This window comes from Pectinatus frisingensis (assembly GCF_015732285.1).
Classification (GTDB): domain Bacteria; phylum Bacillota; class Negativicutes; order Selenomonadales; family Selenomonadaceae; genus Pectinatus; species Pectinatus frisingensis.
Genome location: NZ_WIQU01000053.1, coordinates 1 through 16,355, shown reverse-complemented (window position 1 = coordinate 16,355; position 16,355 = coordinate 1). Strand labels below are relative to the sequence as shown.

Genomic DNA, 16,355 nt, shown 5'->3' with positions numbered 1-16,355 from the left:
TTGCCATGCTTTTATCATGCATATCGATGAGCCCTGCGGGCAATAAACCACCTCATACAGCAACACTGTACAAAATAACTCCATCATTATGAACTGCATAATTGAATCAGATTCATAATTTATATATCTATTCTACCAAAGCTTGTCCTATAAAGTCAAGTAAATATGAACGCCCCTCATTTTTCGTAGAAGAGTAAGGCAGTATTGTCAATTCTGGTACGCAAAAGGCTTTTTTTAAACGGTCAATATTACTTTTAACCAAATTTTTACTTATCTTATCAGCCTTTGTAGCTATTACAAATACCGGCAGATTATTTTCTACCAGCCATTTAAACATGTTGATATCCGCTTCCATCGGTTCATGCCGTATATCAACAAGTTGGCATACACAATAAAGCTGTTTAGAAGACAAAAGATATTTTTCAATAAATGCAGCCCATCGTTTTCTATTTGCCTGACCTGTTTTAGCATAACCATAACCGGGTAAATCGATTAAATAGAAATCTTTTATTATTTCGTTTTCATAATATTTAGCACGCAGTTTAAAAAAATTTATCGTCTGTGTCTTACCCGGCTGACCGCTGACACGGGCAAGATTACGTACACGCGTCAGTGAATTAATCAAAGAAGATTTTCCTACATTGGACCGTCCGATAAAAGCTATTTCCAAAAGTTTTTCGCAGGGAAACTGATCATTTTTTACAGCGGATGCAATATATTCAGCTCGGATTATATTTACCATTTTACCATTATTATTCGTCATTCTTTCACCAAAGCATATTTTAATACTTCATCCATGGTTTCTACCGGAATAAAATTTATCTTTTGACGTATTTCTTCAGGTACGTCATCAGTATCACGCTCATTTTCCTTCGGCAAAATGATATTATATATTTTTTCACGGTATGCTGCTATAACTTTTTCTTTTAAGCCGCCTATTGGTAAAACCCGGCCTCTGAGAGTAATTTCCCCAGTCATAGCAACATCGTTTCTGACTTTTTTATCTATAAGCGCCGATACTACAGCAGTCGCCATGGTAATACCTGCCGATGGACCATCCTTGGGAATTGCTCCTTCTGGTAAATGAATATGAATGTCCTTTTTTTCATAAAACTTGTCATCCAGACCCAATTTCCCGCTGCGGCTTCTTATGTAGCTCAATCCTGCCTGAGCTGACTCTTTCATCACGTCACCCAGTTGTCCCGTAAGTATAAGATTCCCCTTACCGGCCAATACAGTTGCCTCGGTTGGTAAAATATCACCACCTACTTCAGTCCAAGCCATGCCAGTACATACTCCGACCTGAGGTTTATTCTCTGCATGAGTATGGGTATATTGGGGTTTTCCCAAATAATCTGCTAATGTTTTAGTTGTTATACGTATTCGGGCTTTTCCTTCTTCAACAATTTTTTTAGCAGTTTTCCGGCATATTTTCGCTATTTGTCGTTCCAATTCCCGTACACCGGATTCGCGGGTGTAATCTGCTATTATTTTTTGCAAAACACCATTCATAAATTGCAATTGTGCTTTTTCCAAACCATTCGCCACCAACTGCTTAGACACCAGATATTGCTTAGCTATTTGATATTTTTCTGCCTCAGTGTAACTTGAAAGTATAATTATTTCCATCCGGTCTCGTAAAGGACGCGGAATCTGTGCTAAATTATTTGCTGTAACGATCCAAAAGACCTGTGACAGATCAAATGGCAATTCAATATAATGGTCAGAAAATGTATTATTTTGCTCCGGGTCAAGAACTTCCAATAATGCTGCCGATGGGTCACCACGGAAATCGGCAGCAATTTTATCAACTTCGTCTAATAAAAACACCGGATTTTTGGTTCCGGCAACTTTTATACCATTAATTATCCGTCCCGGTAATGCACCGACATAGGTACGTCTGTGACCGCGTATTTCCGCTTCATCACGCATACCGCCCAATGATGCCCTGACAAATTTTCTTCCCATGGCTTTGGCAATAGATGCTGCCAAAGATGTTTTCCCGACGCCAGGCGGCCCAACTAAGCAAATAATAGGAGCTTTAGTATGATTGGATAGTTTGCGGATAGCTATATATTCTAATATACGTTCTTTAATTTTTTCCAAGCCATAGTGATTTTTATTCAAAACTTCCTCAGCCATTTTTATGTCAAGTTTATCACGACTGGTGTGTTTCCAAGGCAAGTCCAGCAGCCATTCAATATAAGTACGTATTACACCTGCTTCCGGTGACGCGCTGGAAGTTTCGTCCAGCCGATCAATTTCCCGGCTGAGTGCCTCACGCACAGGTGCCGGATATTTACCATCCATCATCCTTGTCTTATACTTCGTTGTCTCGGTATAACCGTTATCACCGTCGCCCATCTCTTTATGAATGGCTTTTAACTGTTCACGCAAATAATACATTTTTTGCGTTTTTCCCATTTGTTGATGAACACGATCACTGATTGTCTTTTCAATATCGAGAATTTCCAGCTCCCGTGCCAGTATATCATACAGGCATTCCAATCGCTTAGCCGGATCAACCAATGTAAGCAGCTTTTGTTTATCTTCCAATTTCATACTCATATGGCTGGCGATTAAATCACATAAATGACCTCCGTCATCTATCATAACCACCGATACAAGAGTTTCAGGCGGAATTCTTTTACTCAGCTTTACCCATTGTTCAAATTTATGGACTACAGCTCTTATCAAAGCCTCCATGTCTATGGAGGCATCTTTTACTTCTTCTTTATATTCAATAATCCTAGCTTCATAATACTTACCATTATCAATCATCTCTTGCATTTCAGCACGATATGAACCTTCCACAAGTACACGAACTGAACCACCAGGTAACTTTAACAGTTGCTTTATTTCAGCAACTGTTCCCATTTTATACATATCTTCCTGCTTTGGTTCACCTACCGCTGGATCTTTCTGAGCAATCAGTAAAATTTTATGTTCATGGATCATTGCATCTTCTAAAGCCGCAATAGATTTGTCACGTCCTACATCAAGATTCACTATCACATAGGGAAAAACGACAATCCCACGTAAGGGTAATAAAGGTAAGGTCAACGAATCTTTCTCATTTTTCATCTCTCGGGCACTTCCCTTGCAAGTTTTATTTATCAAAAAAAAGCTGCTATATCTATTTTACAGAAATGAGTTTGCAAGATTGCAACTGCTCTTTTCTACAACTATCGCAACAAAGCCTGATTATAAAAGGTTTTGCTGAAAAATAGATACAACAACTTATATTAAACATCCTCATATAATACAAAATTATATAAATTCACAATTTGTCTGCACAAATTATTTATTATTGAATAATACTGACCTATCCATTGGGTAATCTGCTACTATTTCTAATTTCATTACCCCATAATAGTTTCACAATGGAATAATCAAGCTGATTCTTCACTTGTTATTGATTTTTTAGCTGACTGTTTCTTCTTATTCCCATACGTAAGTAAAGGATCTATACCCTTTTCAATAGTTTCCCTGGTTATCCGGCAATTAGTAACTCCCTTAACCGAAGGTATTTCATACATAACATTACGCATCGTCGTTTCAATTATTGAACGCAGACCACGTGCTCCTGTTTTTCTTTTCAATGCTTTTTCAGCTATAAGCTGCAATGCCGCATCATCAAAATCCAATGAAACACCGTCTATTTCCAACAGTTTTTGATACTGCTTAACTAACGAATTTTTAGGTTTAACAAGAATATCTACTAATGCATCCTTATTTAAAGCATCAAGGGTAACAACAATAGGTAACCTGCCAACGAATTCAGGAATCAATCCACTTTTAAGAAAATCCTCTGGTAGTACATGTTTTAACCATTCACTGGCATTTTGACTATGACGGCTTTTTATTTCAGCACCAAAGCCTACATTTTTTCGTCCAAGCCGATTCTCTATAATTTTTTCCAATCCATCGAAGGCCCCGCCACAAATAAATAAAATATTAGTGGTATCAATCTGCAGCAACTCCTGATGCGGATGTTTACGGCCACCCTGCGGTGGAACATTTGCAACAGTCCCCTCTAATATTTTAAGCAGAGCCTGCTGAACACCTTCTCCTGAAACATCACGTGTTATTGATGGATTTTCTGATTTACGGGCAATTTTATCAATTTCATCAATATAGATTATCCCTTTTTCGGCCTTTTCAATGTCGTAGTCCGCCGATTGTATCAATTTTAGTAAAATATTTTCAACATCTTCTCCAACATAACCGGCTTCAGTCAATGATGTCGCATCGGCAATGGCAAATGGCACATTTAAAATACGTGCCATTGTCTGCGCCAGCAAAGTCTTCCCACTACCGGTAGGTCCAAGCATGAGAATATTTGATTTTTGCAAATCAGTATCATTATTCTTTAATCCCGCATTTATCCGCTTATAATGATTATAGACGGCCACAGATAAAGTCTTTTTTGCTTCTTCCTGACCAATTACGTATTGATCAAGTATAGCTTTTATCTCCTTAGGTTTCGGTACATCCCTGAGTTCTACTTCAACTCCATCGGTTAATTCTTCCTCAATTATTTCATTACACAACTCAATACATTCATCACAAATATAAACTCCCGGGCCTGCCACTAATTTACGCACCTGTGTCTGCGGTTTACCACAGAATGAACATTTGAGCTGTCCCTTATCATCACCGAATTTCAACATATTATCACCTCTCCCTCGGAAACAAAACAGAACAATTATTACTTGCTATCTGTTTTACTTTTCCCTAAATCATCAGGGCGAACAATTACGTCGTCAATCAATCCATATTCTTTAGCCGCTTTCGCCGACATAAAATTATCACGTTCAGTATCTAGCATGATTTTAGCCTCATCCTGCCCCGTATGACGTATCAATATTTCATTAAGAATCTCCCTTGCGCGCAAAAGCTCTCTGGCCTGTATCTGAACATCCGTAGATTGACCCTGAGCCCCGCCTAATGGCTGATGAATCATTATTCGCGAATATGGCAGAGCATAGCGTTTACCCTTGGCGCCTGCTGTCAAAAGCAGCGACCCCATACTAGCCGCCTGTCCCATGCAAATAGTCGAGACATCCGGTTTTATATACTGCATAGTATCATAAATAGCTAGTCCTGCGGTAACTACCCCTCCTGGACTATTTATATATAAATGTATATCCTTATCAGGATCTTCCGATTCTAAAAACAATAACTGTGCAATTACAACATTAGCAACATTATCATCAATAGGGCCGCCTAAAAAAATTATGCGATCTTTAAGCAAGCGCGAATAAATATCATATGCACGTTCGCCGCGGCTTGATTGTTCAACAACCATTGGTACATAATTCATATGATAGATCACTCCTCCCTTTTCGGAGAATTATACAACTATTTTGTCAGGTTGTCCATAACAAATTGAGCTGCTTTTTTTCTGCCGATTGTATCAAAAAGACTGGTTATATATCCATTTTTAGTTATTATCTTTTTGACTTCTTTAGGTGTGCTGCCATAGCGAGCTGCCATCATCGCTATTTCGGTATCGACTTCCTTAGTTTCAACTTTTATATTCTCTAATTTGGCAATTTTTTCCAATACAAGATCGGATTTCACAGCTTCCTTAGCTGCTTCACGATATGTTTCGCGTAATTTTGCTATATCAGTATTGCTGTATTTAAGATATTGTTCCATATTCATACCGTGGCTTTGCAAATTAGCAGAAAGTTCATTCAACATACTGTTCACACGATTATCAACCATAACCTCAGGAATATCAACGGCAGCATTATCAGCTACTTGTTTCATCACCTGAGTCCTATATTCGCCTTCAGCACGAGTCTGAGCTGATTTCAACATAATTTCCCGTAAGTTTTTTTTCAAATCTTCAACATTGTCATATGATGTTGATTTTTTGACAAATTCATCATTAAGTTCCGGTAGTTCCTGAATTTTGATGCTATTTATTTTACAATGAAATACAGCAGGTTTTCCAGCTAAAGAAGGTTCTTGATAATCCTGCGGAAAAGTTACATTTACATCTTTCTCTTCACCAAGCTTCATGCCAATAAGCTGATCTTCAAAACCGGCAATAAAACTATTGGAACCTATCTGCAACGGATAATCCTTACCTTCACCACCGTCAAAAGGTTTATCATCAACTTTTCCCAAAAAATCCAATGTTATAAAATTGTCTTTTTCGACTACAGCATCAGCCGCAGCATCCGTCATTTTGGCATGGTGAGTACGCATATTTTTTATTTGTTCAGCAATTTGTTCATCATTAACTTCAACTGCAGGCATTTGCGCCTTAAGTCCCTTATACTCCCCTAAGGAAACTTCCGGTTTAGGTGTTACAGTGGCCTTGAAAACAACATTCTTACCCTTTTCCAAGGTAACTATTTCTATCTGAGGACGGTCAACAGGTTCAACTTTCTGTTCAACAAGTGCATCATCGAAAGCCTTCGGTGCAAGAATTTCAAAAGCTTCATCCAAAATGGCCGTTTCACCCAAACGCTGTACAATGATTTGTTTAGGTGCATGTCCCTTTCTGAACCCAGGAATATTCACACGGTTAGCCAACTGTTTACATGCTACATCAACAGATTTTCCCAGTTCATCTGCTGGTGTTTCTATAGTTAACACCAATTTCTGGTTGTCTGCTTTTTCTATACTGACTTTCATATTATAAAATAACCTCCTAAAATATAATGCATAGCGGCAGAAGATAGTACTGAACAGACCGCAATACACCTAATATACTATAAGCATAATAACATAAACATTATGCAAATACAAGCAAAACAAAAGGCCCGGCATAAAGCCGGGCTGCTACTATCCTTAGATGGAGCGGAAAACGAGACTCGNCTACCACTGAGCTACTTCCGCATAAGCACAATCATGGCAACGGATACCATTATACAGGAAAAAAAATAAATGTCAATAGCATTTTAGTTTTTTTATGCTATAATGATAATAGATAATTATAAATAAGGATGTGACTTTCTCTTGGATGTTCCCGAGACTGATTTCTTTTTAATTCTAACTGTTGTTTTACTTTTTTTCAATACTTTTCTGGTGCTTTTAAAAACGGCTCTTTCCGAATCACACAAAAGTCAGCTTGATGAAATAATTCCGGAAGATGATTTCCGTTTTGAAACAATTTGTGACCTAATTGATTCGCCTGATGAACTATTCTCAGCTTTAACGATTTGCTCCGTTTGTTGTTATTTTGCTATAGGAATATCATCAGGTATGATAATCATCCCTTGTATATATTCGTTTTTCCAGGCAAATATTTCTTTTATCCCATATATATATGAAATAACATTTGTAATGTCATTTATTCTGTTACTATTTATCTGTATATTATTAGGTATAGTAATACCTAATAAATTGGCACAAATACGTCCTGAATATTATTTAACCAAATATTTATCTTTTCTATTATTGTTCAGGACAACTATCCGTCCTTTAATAAATATGATGTCTCATATTGCAAATATTCTTTTAATGATTACAGGTACCAATCCACCATCTGCTGACTCAGTCACTGAAGATGAAGTAAAAGATCTCATAGAACGTGGTACTGAAGAAGGAACATTTGAAAAAGCTGAACAAGATATGGTCGGCAGTATCTTTCACATGAGTGATCAGACCGCATATTCTCTGATGACTCCGCGCACACAAATAAACTGGATAGATTTGGAAGATGACTTATCGACCAATCTTACATTGATCAAAGATAGTCCTGACGATGTTTTTCTTATAGGTCGGGATAATCTGGATAACCTGATTGGGATCATCTATGCAAAAGATATATTAAAGGCTGCTATTGATAACGATTTACATGATTTAGAAAAATTTATCAAACAACCTGTTTTCATCCCCCGCTCTATGGAATCTTTTCGCATATTAGAAAAATTCCGTCAAAATAACGTAAACGAAGCTGTAGTTGCTGATGAATATGGTGGTGTAGTTGGATTTATTACCTTAAAAGATATTATTGAAGAAATCATTGGTGATATATCATATCCAGAAGAAAAAGATACCGCCCAAATAATACAACGCGATGAAAATTCCTGGTATATCGACGGGCTTTATGATATTGACGACTTCAAAGAACGCTTTGATATTGACGAACTCCCCGGTGAGGAAAGAGCTCAATATCAAACAGTAGGCGGATTTTTATTATCGTATTTTGGCTATATTCCTAAAGCTGCTGAATATAAAATATGGCATAATCTACGCTTTGAAATAGCTGATATGGATCGCAATCGTATCGATAAAATACTTGTGACCAAATTATTCACTGATTAAGAACAACATTATAATGTAAAATATTTAATACTTCTGGTATCCGTAGATATCGGAAGTATTTTTATTTGTGCTGAATTGATAATTCAGCAATAATTTCAGAAAATTTTTTCATTGCTTCAGCAAATTCCCTGCAGCTAAGATATGAATATGAAACACGCAATGAGTTGTTTGACATAAGATCATATATTTTACCGGGATTAAACAATATTTTTCTCTGCAGTGCGGCGAAAAATAATTTTTCAATAGGAATATTATTTTTAAACGTCATCCATATATAAAATCCACCATCGGGAACATTCCATGAAGCAATATCCGCACAATATTTTTTTAATACAGCAATCGCGTTATCTCTACGTATAAGAAGTTCCTGTTTTACTTCTTTAATATGTTCATCATAAAAACCACTGTTCAAAAATTCTAATAAAATCAATTGGGAAACAGAACTCGTTCCGTAGTCCATCTGCATTTTCACATCCCCCAGTCTTTGTACTATCGGTTCAGGTGCGACAAGCCAGCCTACGCGTAAACCCGGTGCCAAAGTCTTTGATACCGTTCCCAGATAAATAACAATATTATTTTCATCCATTGATTTAAGTGATTGCGGTATATTATTAAAGCATAATTCTTCATAAGCTCCATCCTCAATAATTGGCAGCTGTCTTTTATTACAGAATTCCATAAGTTCTCTGCGTCTCGATAAAGACATAGTGACGCCTGTAGGATTATGATTAGTAGGTATTGTATATAAAAAAGCCTTATTTTTTTGTTTCATGATATCATTGGCAGGTAACTTCCAGAATTCAATTCCCCTTTTATCCATGCTGACTCCCCTGAGTTTCATCCCTGCCGATTGAAAGACCCGCAAAGATTGCAAATAACCTGGTGTTTCTGCATAAACCACTGAATTACTTTTCAACAATCCTACTGATATCAATTGCAATCCCTGTAAAGCTCCTGATGTAACTAAAATATTGGCAGCGGATACTCTCATTCCCCGTTTTTGCATACGTGCAGCAATCACCCGGCGCAAACATGGAGCACCTAATGCTTCCAAATAATTAAAGGTAAAATTTTCTTTACTTACTTTCTGCAGGACCTGGCTCCACATAGTTGTCGGAAATAATCTTGGATCCAATTCTCCAGTACTAATCCGAGCAATTCCTGGCGCGAATTCAAATCGATTGATCATCCTGATTATACGTTTATTAGCCCTAAAAACTCCTGCATTAATGTACTTTTCCCAGTCCAGAGCGTTCGGCAGCATAAGTGACCATGTATCACTTATTATTTTTGTTCCCATTCTGCCCTTGCCTGCTACTATACCATACGAAGCAAGTTCTTCCATCGCAGATACAACTGTACTTCTATTGACGTCAAATATTTCAGCCATTCTGCGTTGTGCCGGAAGATAAGTTCCTGCGTTCCATTCACCTGAAGATATTTTTTTATAAACAAAATTTACTATTTGCTGATATACGGGCACCTTGCTTTGTTTACAAGGATGCCATGTTATTTGAACAGGTAAATTATTTTTCATCACCATAAATTCCTTTTGGTTGGGTTTAATTATTACATTTGGCTGGATACTTAATATTAAAACTTCTTTATAATAACAGTATACTGTAATTTATATTTTTGACAAACCATTGCAATCAGCTTAATTAAGGAAGGACCGTTCATCATGAGTTATTTTTTACAAGGATTGATTATTGGTATAGCATATACAGCTCCTATCGGGATGCAAAACATGTTTGTAATCAATAGTGCACTGACATATAAACGTCGACAATCCATATTCATATCATTTGCCATTATTTTTTTTGATATCACTTTATCTTTATCATGCTTTTTCGGTATTGGTACCCTTATTGAATATTCACCAGCTTTGAAGCTATTTTTACTTTTGGGCGGTAGTATATTTTTACTTTATATCGGCATAAATCTAATATCCGCTTCACCTGATATTTCTTGCAAAAAGACCGATATATCTATATATAAAGTCATTTATTCGGCCTTTATAGTTACTTGGTTTAACCCACAGGCAATCCTAGACGGCACAATAATGCTGGGCAGTTTTCATGCCATTTTTATCGGCAGCCAGGCTCTATATTTTATTTTTGGGATTCTTACTGCTTCATGCTTATGGTTTACCGGCCTCACATTATTTATAACACAATTTCGTCAAATACTACACGAAAATACATTCAGTAAAATTAATACTTGTTGTGGAATTGTTATAATTTTATACGGCATAAAATTATTTGGAGAAGCAAAAAATCTATTGCCATTTTATTGACCCGATTGTTTAAAAACCCGATTGCTTAAATCGGATAAACTTTGTCAAGGACAATAAAATAGTGCCTAATCTCTTAATTTAAAAGAAGATCAGGCACTTTCGTCTTTATAGACATCTCCCCGAAATTGTCCAAGAACAATGCCTGTTATTATATTTTTCCACAAAATAATTGCATTTAAATTATTCTATACCATATATCAAGATAATTTTTATTTTCGGCACCAAAATATTTTAACTCATTACATGATGTATATTTTTGCTGTCATTCCTGAAAAATATCTGCATCATAAAGCAGTGTATTTCAATGCCGCACTCACAAAATCCCTAAATAATGGATGCGGCCTATTAGGTCTTGATTTTAGTTCCGGGTGAAACTGAGATGCAACAAACCATGGATGATCTTTTACTTCGACTATTTCTACCAAACTGTTATCAGGCAGCGTACCGGCTACAATCATCCCATTATCAATCAATTTTTGTCTGAATTTATTATTTAATTCATACCGATGCCGATGACGTTCATGTATTAGTTTCTTGTTGTAGGCCGCCATGGCTTTTGTATCTTCCGCTAATTTGCAGGGATATGATCCCAGACGCATAGTTCCGCCTTTATCCTCTACATCTATCTGAGACTCCATTAAATCGATTACCGGATAATCGGTCTCTTTATTGAATTCGGTGCTGTTTGCATCACTCATTCCACAAACATTGCGGGCAAATTCGATTACCGAACACTGCATGCCAAGACATAATCCCAAAAACGGTATCTTATTTTCCCGAGCGTATTTGATAGCAGCAATTTTCCCTTCAACACCACGATAACCAAATCCCCCCGGTACTAAGATGCCCTTGCATCCGGCAAATACCTCATCCAGCTCCAAATCTTCCATTTCAATTTTTTCGGCATCCACCCAGGTTATCTTCACATCTGCTTCATTAGATATACCTGCATGATGCAATGCCTCCGTCACAGATATATACGCATCGGGCAAGTCCACATATTTACCGACCACAGCAATTTTTACACGCTGCTTAGGATTTTTTATTTTATAAACCATGCGTTCCCACTCTTCCATGTTGGCAGGACTATAATCCATATTAAGTTTTTGTAAGACTATTTTGTCCAAACCTTCCTTTTGCATGATAAGCGGTACTTCATAAATGGTCGAAGCCGTCTGGTTTTCTATAACAGCATCAACATCAACATCGCAAAACAATGCCAATTTTTTCTTCATATCGGCAGAAATAGATTTGTCAGTACGGCATACAAGAATATCCGGTTGGATACCAATACTTCTCAATTCCTTTACACTATGCTGTGTTGGCTTGGTTTTCAATTCACCAGCAGCAGAAATGTAAGGAATAAGTGTCACATGAATATATAGGGCATCATTTTTTCCTACTTCTTTTTTTACCTGACGAATGGCTTCCAAAAATGGCTGGCTTTCGATATCCCCAACGGTTCCACCTATCTCAGTTATGACTACATCTGCATTATCCGATGCAGCAACATCATATACGCGTTGTTTAATTTCGTTAGTTATATGAGGAATTACCTGAACTGTACTGCCCAAGTAATCACCACGACGTTCCTTGGTGAGGACTGACCAATAAATTTTCCCTGTAGTAACATTGGACCCCTTAGTAAGATTAATATCAATAAAACGTTCGTAATGACCTAAATCCAGATCTGTTTCTGCTCCATCATCTGTTACAAACACTTCACCATGCTGATACGGGCTCATCGTTCCCGGATCGATATTGATATATGGGTCAAATTTTTGAATGGTTACCTTAATACCGCGACTTTTCAATAAACGTCCCAAAGAGGCAGCCGTGATACCCTTTCCTAAAGAAGATACGACCCCACCAGTAACAAAAATATACTTTGCCATTTTTTCCTCCATCTATAATTATTTTATTTAACAAGATAATACATTTTTGGACTATCAATTAATGTGTATCATCTTGAATTCCCTCCAACAATTTCATGCGCCTTTGCGTATTATTTTTTCCCTTTGCACCGCCTGATGTCGATGATGATGAACTTTTTGAAGTTCCCTTGGTATCGGTGGGCAGCCATTCCGTTAATTTCCACATACCGCTGCCGACATGGCGAAAGCGGCTATCCATATTTATCAATGTATATATCTCTGAAATAGCAATTGGCAGCGATTGCACCGGTTTATTTTTGGCTTCTATAACTTTCATTATGAGGTCTTTATAAAACATTGCATCTCCTGCTTCATTCAATATGTAATAAGCTACATCCGATTCAGTTTTGTTAGTAAAATCCATTGATATCGTCCCTTCATAATTAGTTACATTTTTTCCGGTGAACTTACACCTAAAATATCAAGCGAATGATGAATTACATTTCCTGCCATACCGGCTAACGCCAAACGAGACTGGGCCAGCGGCCGGGCAACTCCAATAATTCTGCATCTGTTATAAAAACTATGAAAATCAGCTGCCAGTTCATGCGAAAAATTGGCTATGCGGTGTGGTGCATAGTCTCTTGCTGCCGTCTTAATCTCATCAGGATATGATAATATCCTTTTTATGAGAGCAATTTCAGTATCATCAGTCAATAATTCCAAATCAACAGCTTCATCCGATTTTATCCCTGCTTCTGCTGCTTGACGAAAAATACTGCATATGCGCGCATATGCATATTGAACATAGTAAACCGGGTTTTCACTGGATTCAGATTTTGCCAAATCAAGATCAAAATCCAGTTGACTGTCCAGCGACCTCATTATGAAAAAATAACGAGCCGCATCAACGCCAACTTCTTCAATAAGCTCAGCTAATGTGACACTTTGTCCCGTTCGTTTAGACATTTTTACCAGTTCACCATTACGATAAAGGCTCACCATCTGCAGCAACAGTACATCAAGCTTATCGGCTGAATATCCTAATGCCTTCATGGCTGCTTTTACCCGGCATATATACCCGTGGTGATCCGCTCCCCAAACATTTATCAATTTTGTAAAACCACGATCATATTTATTCTTGTGATAGGCAATATCAGCCGCTAAATAGGTTGGAACCCCATTTTCCCGTATTACCACGCGATCTTTATCATCACCATATTCAGTTGATTTGAGCCATAAAGCACCATCTTTTTCATATATCGCTTTATTTTTTATCAATATATCACATACAGCTTTCACTGCTGCCGGATGCAAAGTCCGTTCACTGAACCAAACATCAAAATGAACGTTAAATGCTGCCAGATCTTCCTTCAGTACAGCTAATTTTTCTTTGAGTGCTACTTCTTTAAATGCGGTAAGCCGTTCTTCATCAGTCATTTTTAAATATTTATCAGAATTTTTGTCAATTATACGCTGAGCTGTTTCAATAATATCTTGCCCGTGGTATCCATTTTCCGGAAAATCGGTCTTATGTCCCAATAATTCCAAATACCGGGCATTTACCGATGCAGCTAAATTATCGATCTGGCTGCCGGCATCATTAATATAATATTCACTTTCTACCTGATTACCCGCAGCCCGCAAAAGATTAACCAAAGAACTACCAAAAGCGGCACCGCGTCCGTGTCCTACATGCAGTGGCCCGGTTGGATTAGCGCTGACATATTCCACTTGTATTTTATTACTGCCATTGTAAGGCATTGTTCCAAAATTTCTGCCTTGTTTTATTGCCTCTTTGAGTTCTCTATAAATTATATCTGATTTCAAATAAAAATTGATAAAACCCGGACCTGCTATCTCCACTTTTTCGAGATAAGTCATGTCTATCTGTTTTATCAATTCCTCAGCAATCTTTCTGGGTGCCATATGAAATACTTTTGCCGACTGCATCGCAAAATTAGTAGCTAAATCTCCATATTCTTTCTGTGGTGGTATTTCAAGTATTACCAGCGGCATTTCCCTGACCTCAGGAAAAACACTCATAGTGCTGTTCTTTTGCACTGCCGCTTGTATTTCTTTTATTACCAGTTCGTGGATATTCAAAGAATCTTCCTCCCTATCAATTTAAATACCTGCTTTGCCTGTCTGCTGCAACAATTTCAATATGGAGCTCATTATTGCTTTGCCATTTACCATCTATTAATACATCATAAAAAACGTGGATACTGCTTGATATAGAACCCATCGTGATATCTATCTGCTTAGTATCCACCGAAATTTTTATATCGCCATAAGGCGTATGATAATGACTGTCACTTTTTACACCATTTGAAAAAAACTGCTCATTCTCAATAGTACCTCTGCGTACCAGCCTCAATGAATCACCAGCAATTTTTAAAAGTGTTTTTGTACCTTCCATTCCATTTGAGTCAGACTCGTCATAAAGAACATAACTCATTCCATTTTTGCAGTAGTACTGCCCCTCAGAAAGAAATTCCAAACTTGTTTTTTCTCCCAATAAATCTGTCTGGGTTCCTTCCACCTTTAAAATGACTTTTTCCATTATGGCTCCTTTTTTTTACAAACATATGAATATTATAGCGTACCACATCTTAAAAGCCAATAAGCACAGTCAAATAATTTCAATAAAAAAGCCAATGCCAGACAGCATCAGCTTAAGTCTACAATTATATAATAATATTATTATTTTATTTCCGCATTATATTTATATATCAATTTCACAGGTCGATAAGATTCCTTAGCTTTTCTAAGCCCTGCTATCCCCATGTCTTCCTCGCGATTGATATATTTTATATCTGCCCACTCGTGCAGCACAAATGCCTGATTAATAAATGTATACGCTCCATTAATATCAGGATCTGCTTTTTCCACATGAATAACTGCCGTATCAGTATTCAATTGTTCGCCAAAAGTAAATGCAATTATACGATTATTGTCCATTATCGCTCCACCCTTTAGTGCCAACCCGTCAAAATTGTTCAATACTTCAATTATAGCATCACGTTCTGCTGCAATAAACGGATCATCCGGTAAATCCTGACTGCGCATCTTGTACCAGCCATTAACGGTCAATTTGCATTGCAGTATAACATCACTATTTATTGGAATATAATGTGCATTAGGATAATTTTTGCGAAAATTATTCAAATGATTTTTTTTGGAATGAAATTTTCTCCCGCTCAAATTTATCAGGTCCTGGCTGTCATACACATAATCAAAATTTTCCACATCAGAAACAATATTAAATTCAGCTGACGGAAATTTCTCCAATTCATCAGCCATCCACTTTTCTAATCCATAAAAAATTAATGGTTTACCTAACGTTTTAAAATATTCCACCCATTTTTCTATAGCCCACTGCATTTTCTCTTTTGGACCGAATGGCTGCAGGGCAAACTCATCAGTTTCCCATTTTGCCTTTAAAAACAACACGCCATTTTCAACTTGCCACATCATATTATACGGTTTCCGCCACATAAACAGATTAGTAAATGTAAAATGTGAATTTTCATAGTATCCTGCTTTGAAAAAAGCATCAAATACCGGTTTGTCTTCTTGAGTTAATTCTTTAAAGTTGATAGTAACACCCTCCTGGTAATTTATCAATTATTACACTGCCGCACAATAAACATATCAATCATTTGATTGATATAGCTTATCAATTATTACTTGGTGAGTATTATATCAGTTATTAACAAAAATCGCAAATAACTACATTAAAAAAAATGCAAAGCAACTCGCTTTGCATTATCTACAGGATTGGTGGGCCCCGCAGGACTCGAACCTGCGACCAACCGGTTATGAGCCGGTGGCTCTAACCAACTGAGCTAGAGGCCCGTAATGGCTCCTTGAGTAGGACTCGAACCTACGAC

13 protein-coding genes and 1 tRNA gene are annotated in these 16,355 nt (G+C 37.2%); 2 read left to right on the top strand and 12 right to left on the bottom strand.

Going from position 1 to position 16,355, the window contains the following annotated elements; genetic code table 11:
- Nucleotides 1-127: 127 nt before the first annotated feature.
- From yihA to tig, 5 genes are all read right to left on the bottom strand, one after another.
- Nucleotides 128-763, bottom strand: a complete 636-nt coding sequence (gene yihA, locus I6751_RS09495) for a ribosome biogenesis GTP-binding protein YihA/YsxC (protein ID WP_196590649.1) — start codon at nt 761-763, stop codon at nt 128-130.
- On the bottom strand, nt 760-3,084 hold the full coding sequence (gene lon / locus I6751_RS09490; protein ID WP_196590648.1) for an endopeptidase La: 2,325 nt from the start codon (nt 3,082-3,084) through the stop codon (nt 760-762). The genes yihA and lon overlap by 4 nt, the downstream gene beginning before the upstream one ends.
- 308 nt (nt 3,085-3,392) lie before the next feature.
- On the bottom strand, nt 3,393-4,673 hold the full coding sequence (gene clpX / locus I6751_RS09485; protein ID WP_182187991.1) for an ATP-dependent Clp protease ATP-binding subunit ClpX: 1,281 nt from the start codon (nt 4,671-4,673) through the stop codon (nt 3,393-3,395).
- Between the two features lie 38 nt (nt 4,674-4,711).
- The gene (clpP, locus tag I6751_RS09480) at nt 4,712-5,326 is read right to left on the bottom strand and encodes an ATP-dependent Clp endopeptidase proteolytic subunit ClpP (RefSeq protein WP_182187990.1); all 615 of its coding nucleotides are present in this window, start codon (nt 5,324-5,326) and stop codon (nt 4,712-4,714) included.
- A 38-nt stretch (nt 5,327-5,364) separates the two neighbouring features.
- Nucleotides 5,365-6,654, bottom strand: coding sequence for a trigger factor (gene tig / locus I6751_RS09475; RefSeq protein WP_196590647.1), 1,290 nt, complete (start codon nt 6,652-6,654; stop codon nt 5,365-5,367).
- Between the two features lie 324 nt (nt 6,655-6,978).
- Between tig and I6751_RS09470 the strand changes: the two genes are divergently transcribed.
- A complete protein-coding gene (locus I6751_RS09470; protein WP_196592269.1) occupies nt 6,979-8,289 on the top strand; it encodes a hemolysin family protein in 1,311 nt (436 codons plus the stop codon).
- 61 nt (nt 8,290-8,350) lie between these two features.
- On the opposite strand, the gene I6751_RS09465 is transcribed toward I6751_RS09470, so the two are convergent.
- Nucleotides 8,351-9,826 (bottom strand): aminotransferase-like domain-containing protein, encoded by a 1,476-nt coding sequence (locus I6751_RS09465; protein ID WP_196592268.1) that lies wholly within the window; start codon nt 9,824-9,826, stop codon nt 8,351-8,353.
- Nucleotides 9,827-9,970: 144 nt separating this feature from the next.
- On the opposite strand from I6751_RS09465, the gene I6751_RS09460 reads away from it, so the two are divergent.
- On the top strand, nt 9,971-10,585 hold the full coding sequence (locus I6751_RS09460; RefSeq protein ID WP_196592266.1) for a LysE/ArgO family amino acid transporter: 615 nt from the start codon (nt 9,971-9,973) through the stop codon (nt 10,583-10,585).
- A 284-nt stretch (nt 10,586-10,869) separates the two neighbouring features.
- Here the strand turns inward: I6751_RS09460 and I6751_RS09455 are convergent, their stop codons facing one another.
- From I6751_RS09455 to I6751_RS09430, 6 genes are all read right to left on the bottom strand, one after another.
- Entirely contained in the window at nt 10,870-12,480 is a 1,611-nt protein-coding gene (locus I6751_RS09455; protein WP_196592264.1) for a CTP synthase, read from the bottom strand.
- A gap of 58 nt (nt 12,481-12,538) precedes the next feature.
- A complete protein-coding gene (gene rpoE, locus I6751_RS09450) occupies nt 12,539-12,883 on the bottom strand; it encodes a DNA-directed RNA polymerase subunit delta (protein WP_182187986.1) in 345 nt (114 codons plus the stop codon).
- A gap of 23 nt (nt 12,884-12,906) precedes the next feature.
- Nucleotides 12,907-14,565 (bottom strand): arginine--tRNA ligase, encoded by a 1,659-nt coding sequence (argS, locus tag I6751_RS09445; protein ID WP_196592263.1) that lies wholly within the window; start codon nt 14,563-14,565, stop codon nt 12,907-12,909.
- A gap of 16 nt (nt 14,566-14,581) precedes the next feature.
- On the bottom strand, nt 14,582-15,025 hold the full coding sequence (locus tag I6751_RS09440; protein WP_196592261.1) for a YwiB family protein: 444 nt from the start codon (nt 15,023-15,025) through the stop codon (nt 14,582-14,584).
- 140 nt (nt 15,026-15,165) lie between these two features.
- Nucleotides 15,166-16,089, bottom strand: a complete 924-nt coding sequence (locus I6751_RS09435; RefSeq protein WP_231037997.1) for a DUF2156 domain-containing protein — start codon at nt 16,087-16,089, stop codon at nt 15,166-15,168.
- A gap of 154 nt (nt 16,090-16,243) precedes the next feature.
- Nucleotides 16,244-16,320 (bottom strand) — tRNA-Ile (locus I6751_RS09430).
- Nucleotides 16,321-16,355 lie beyond the last annotated feature (35 nt).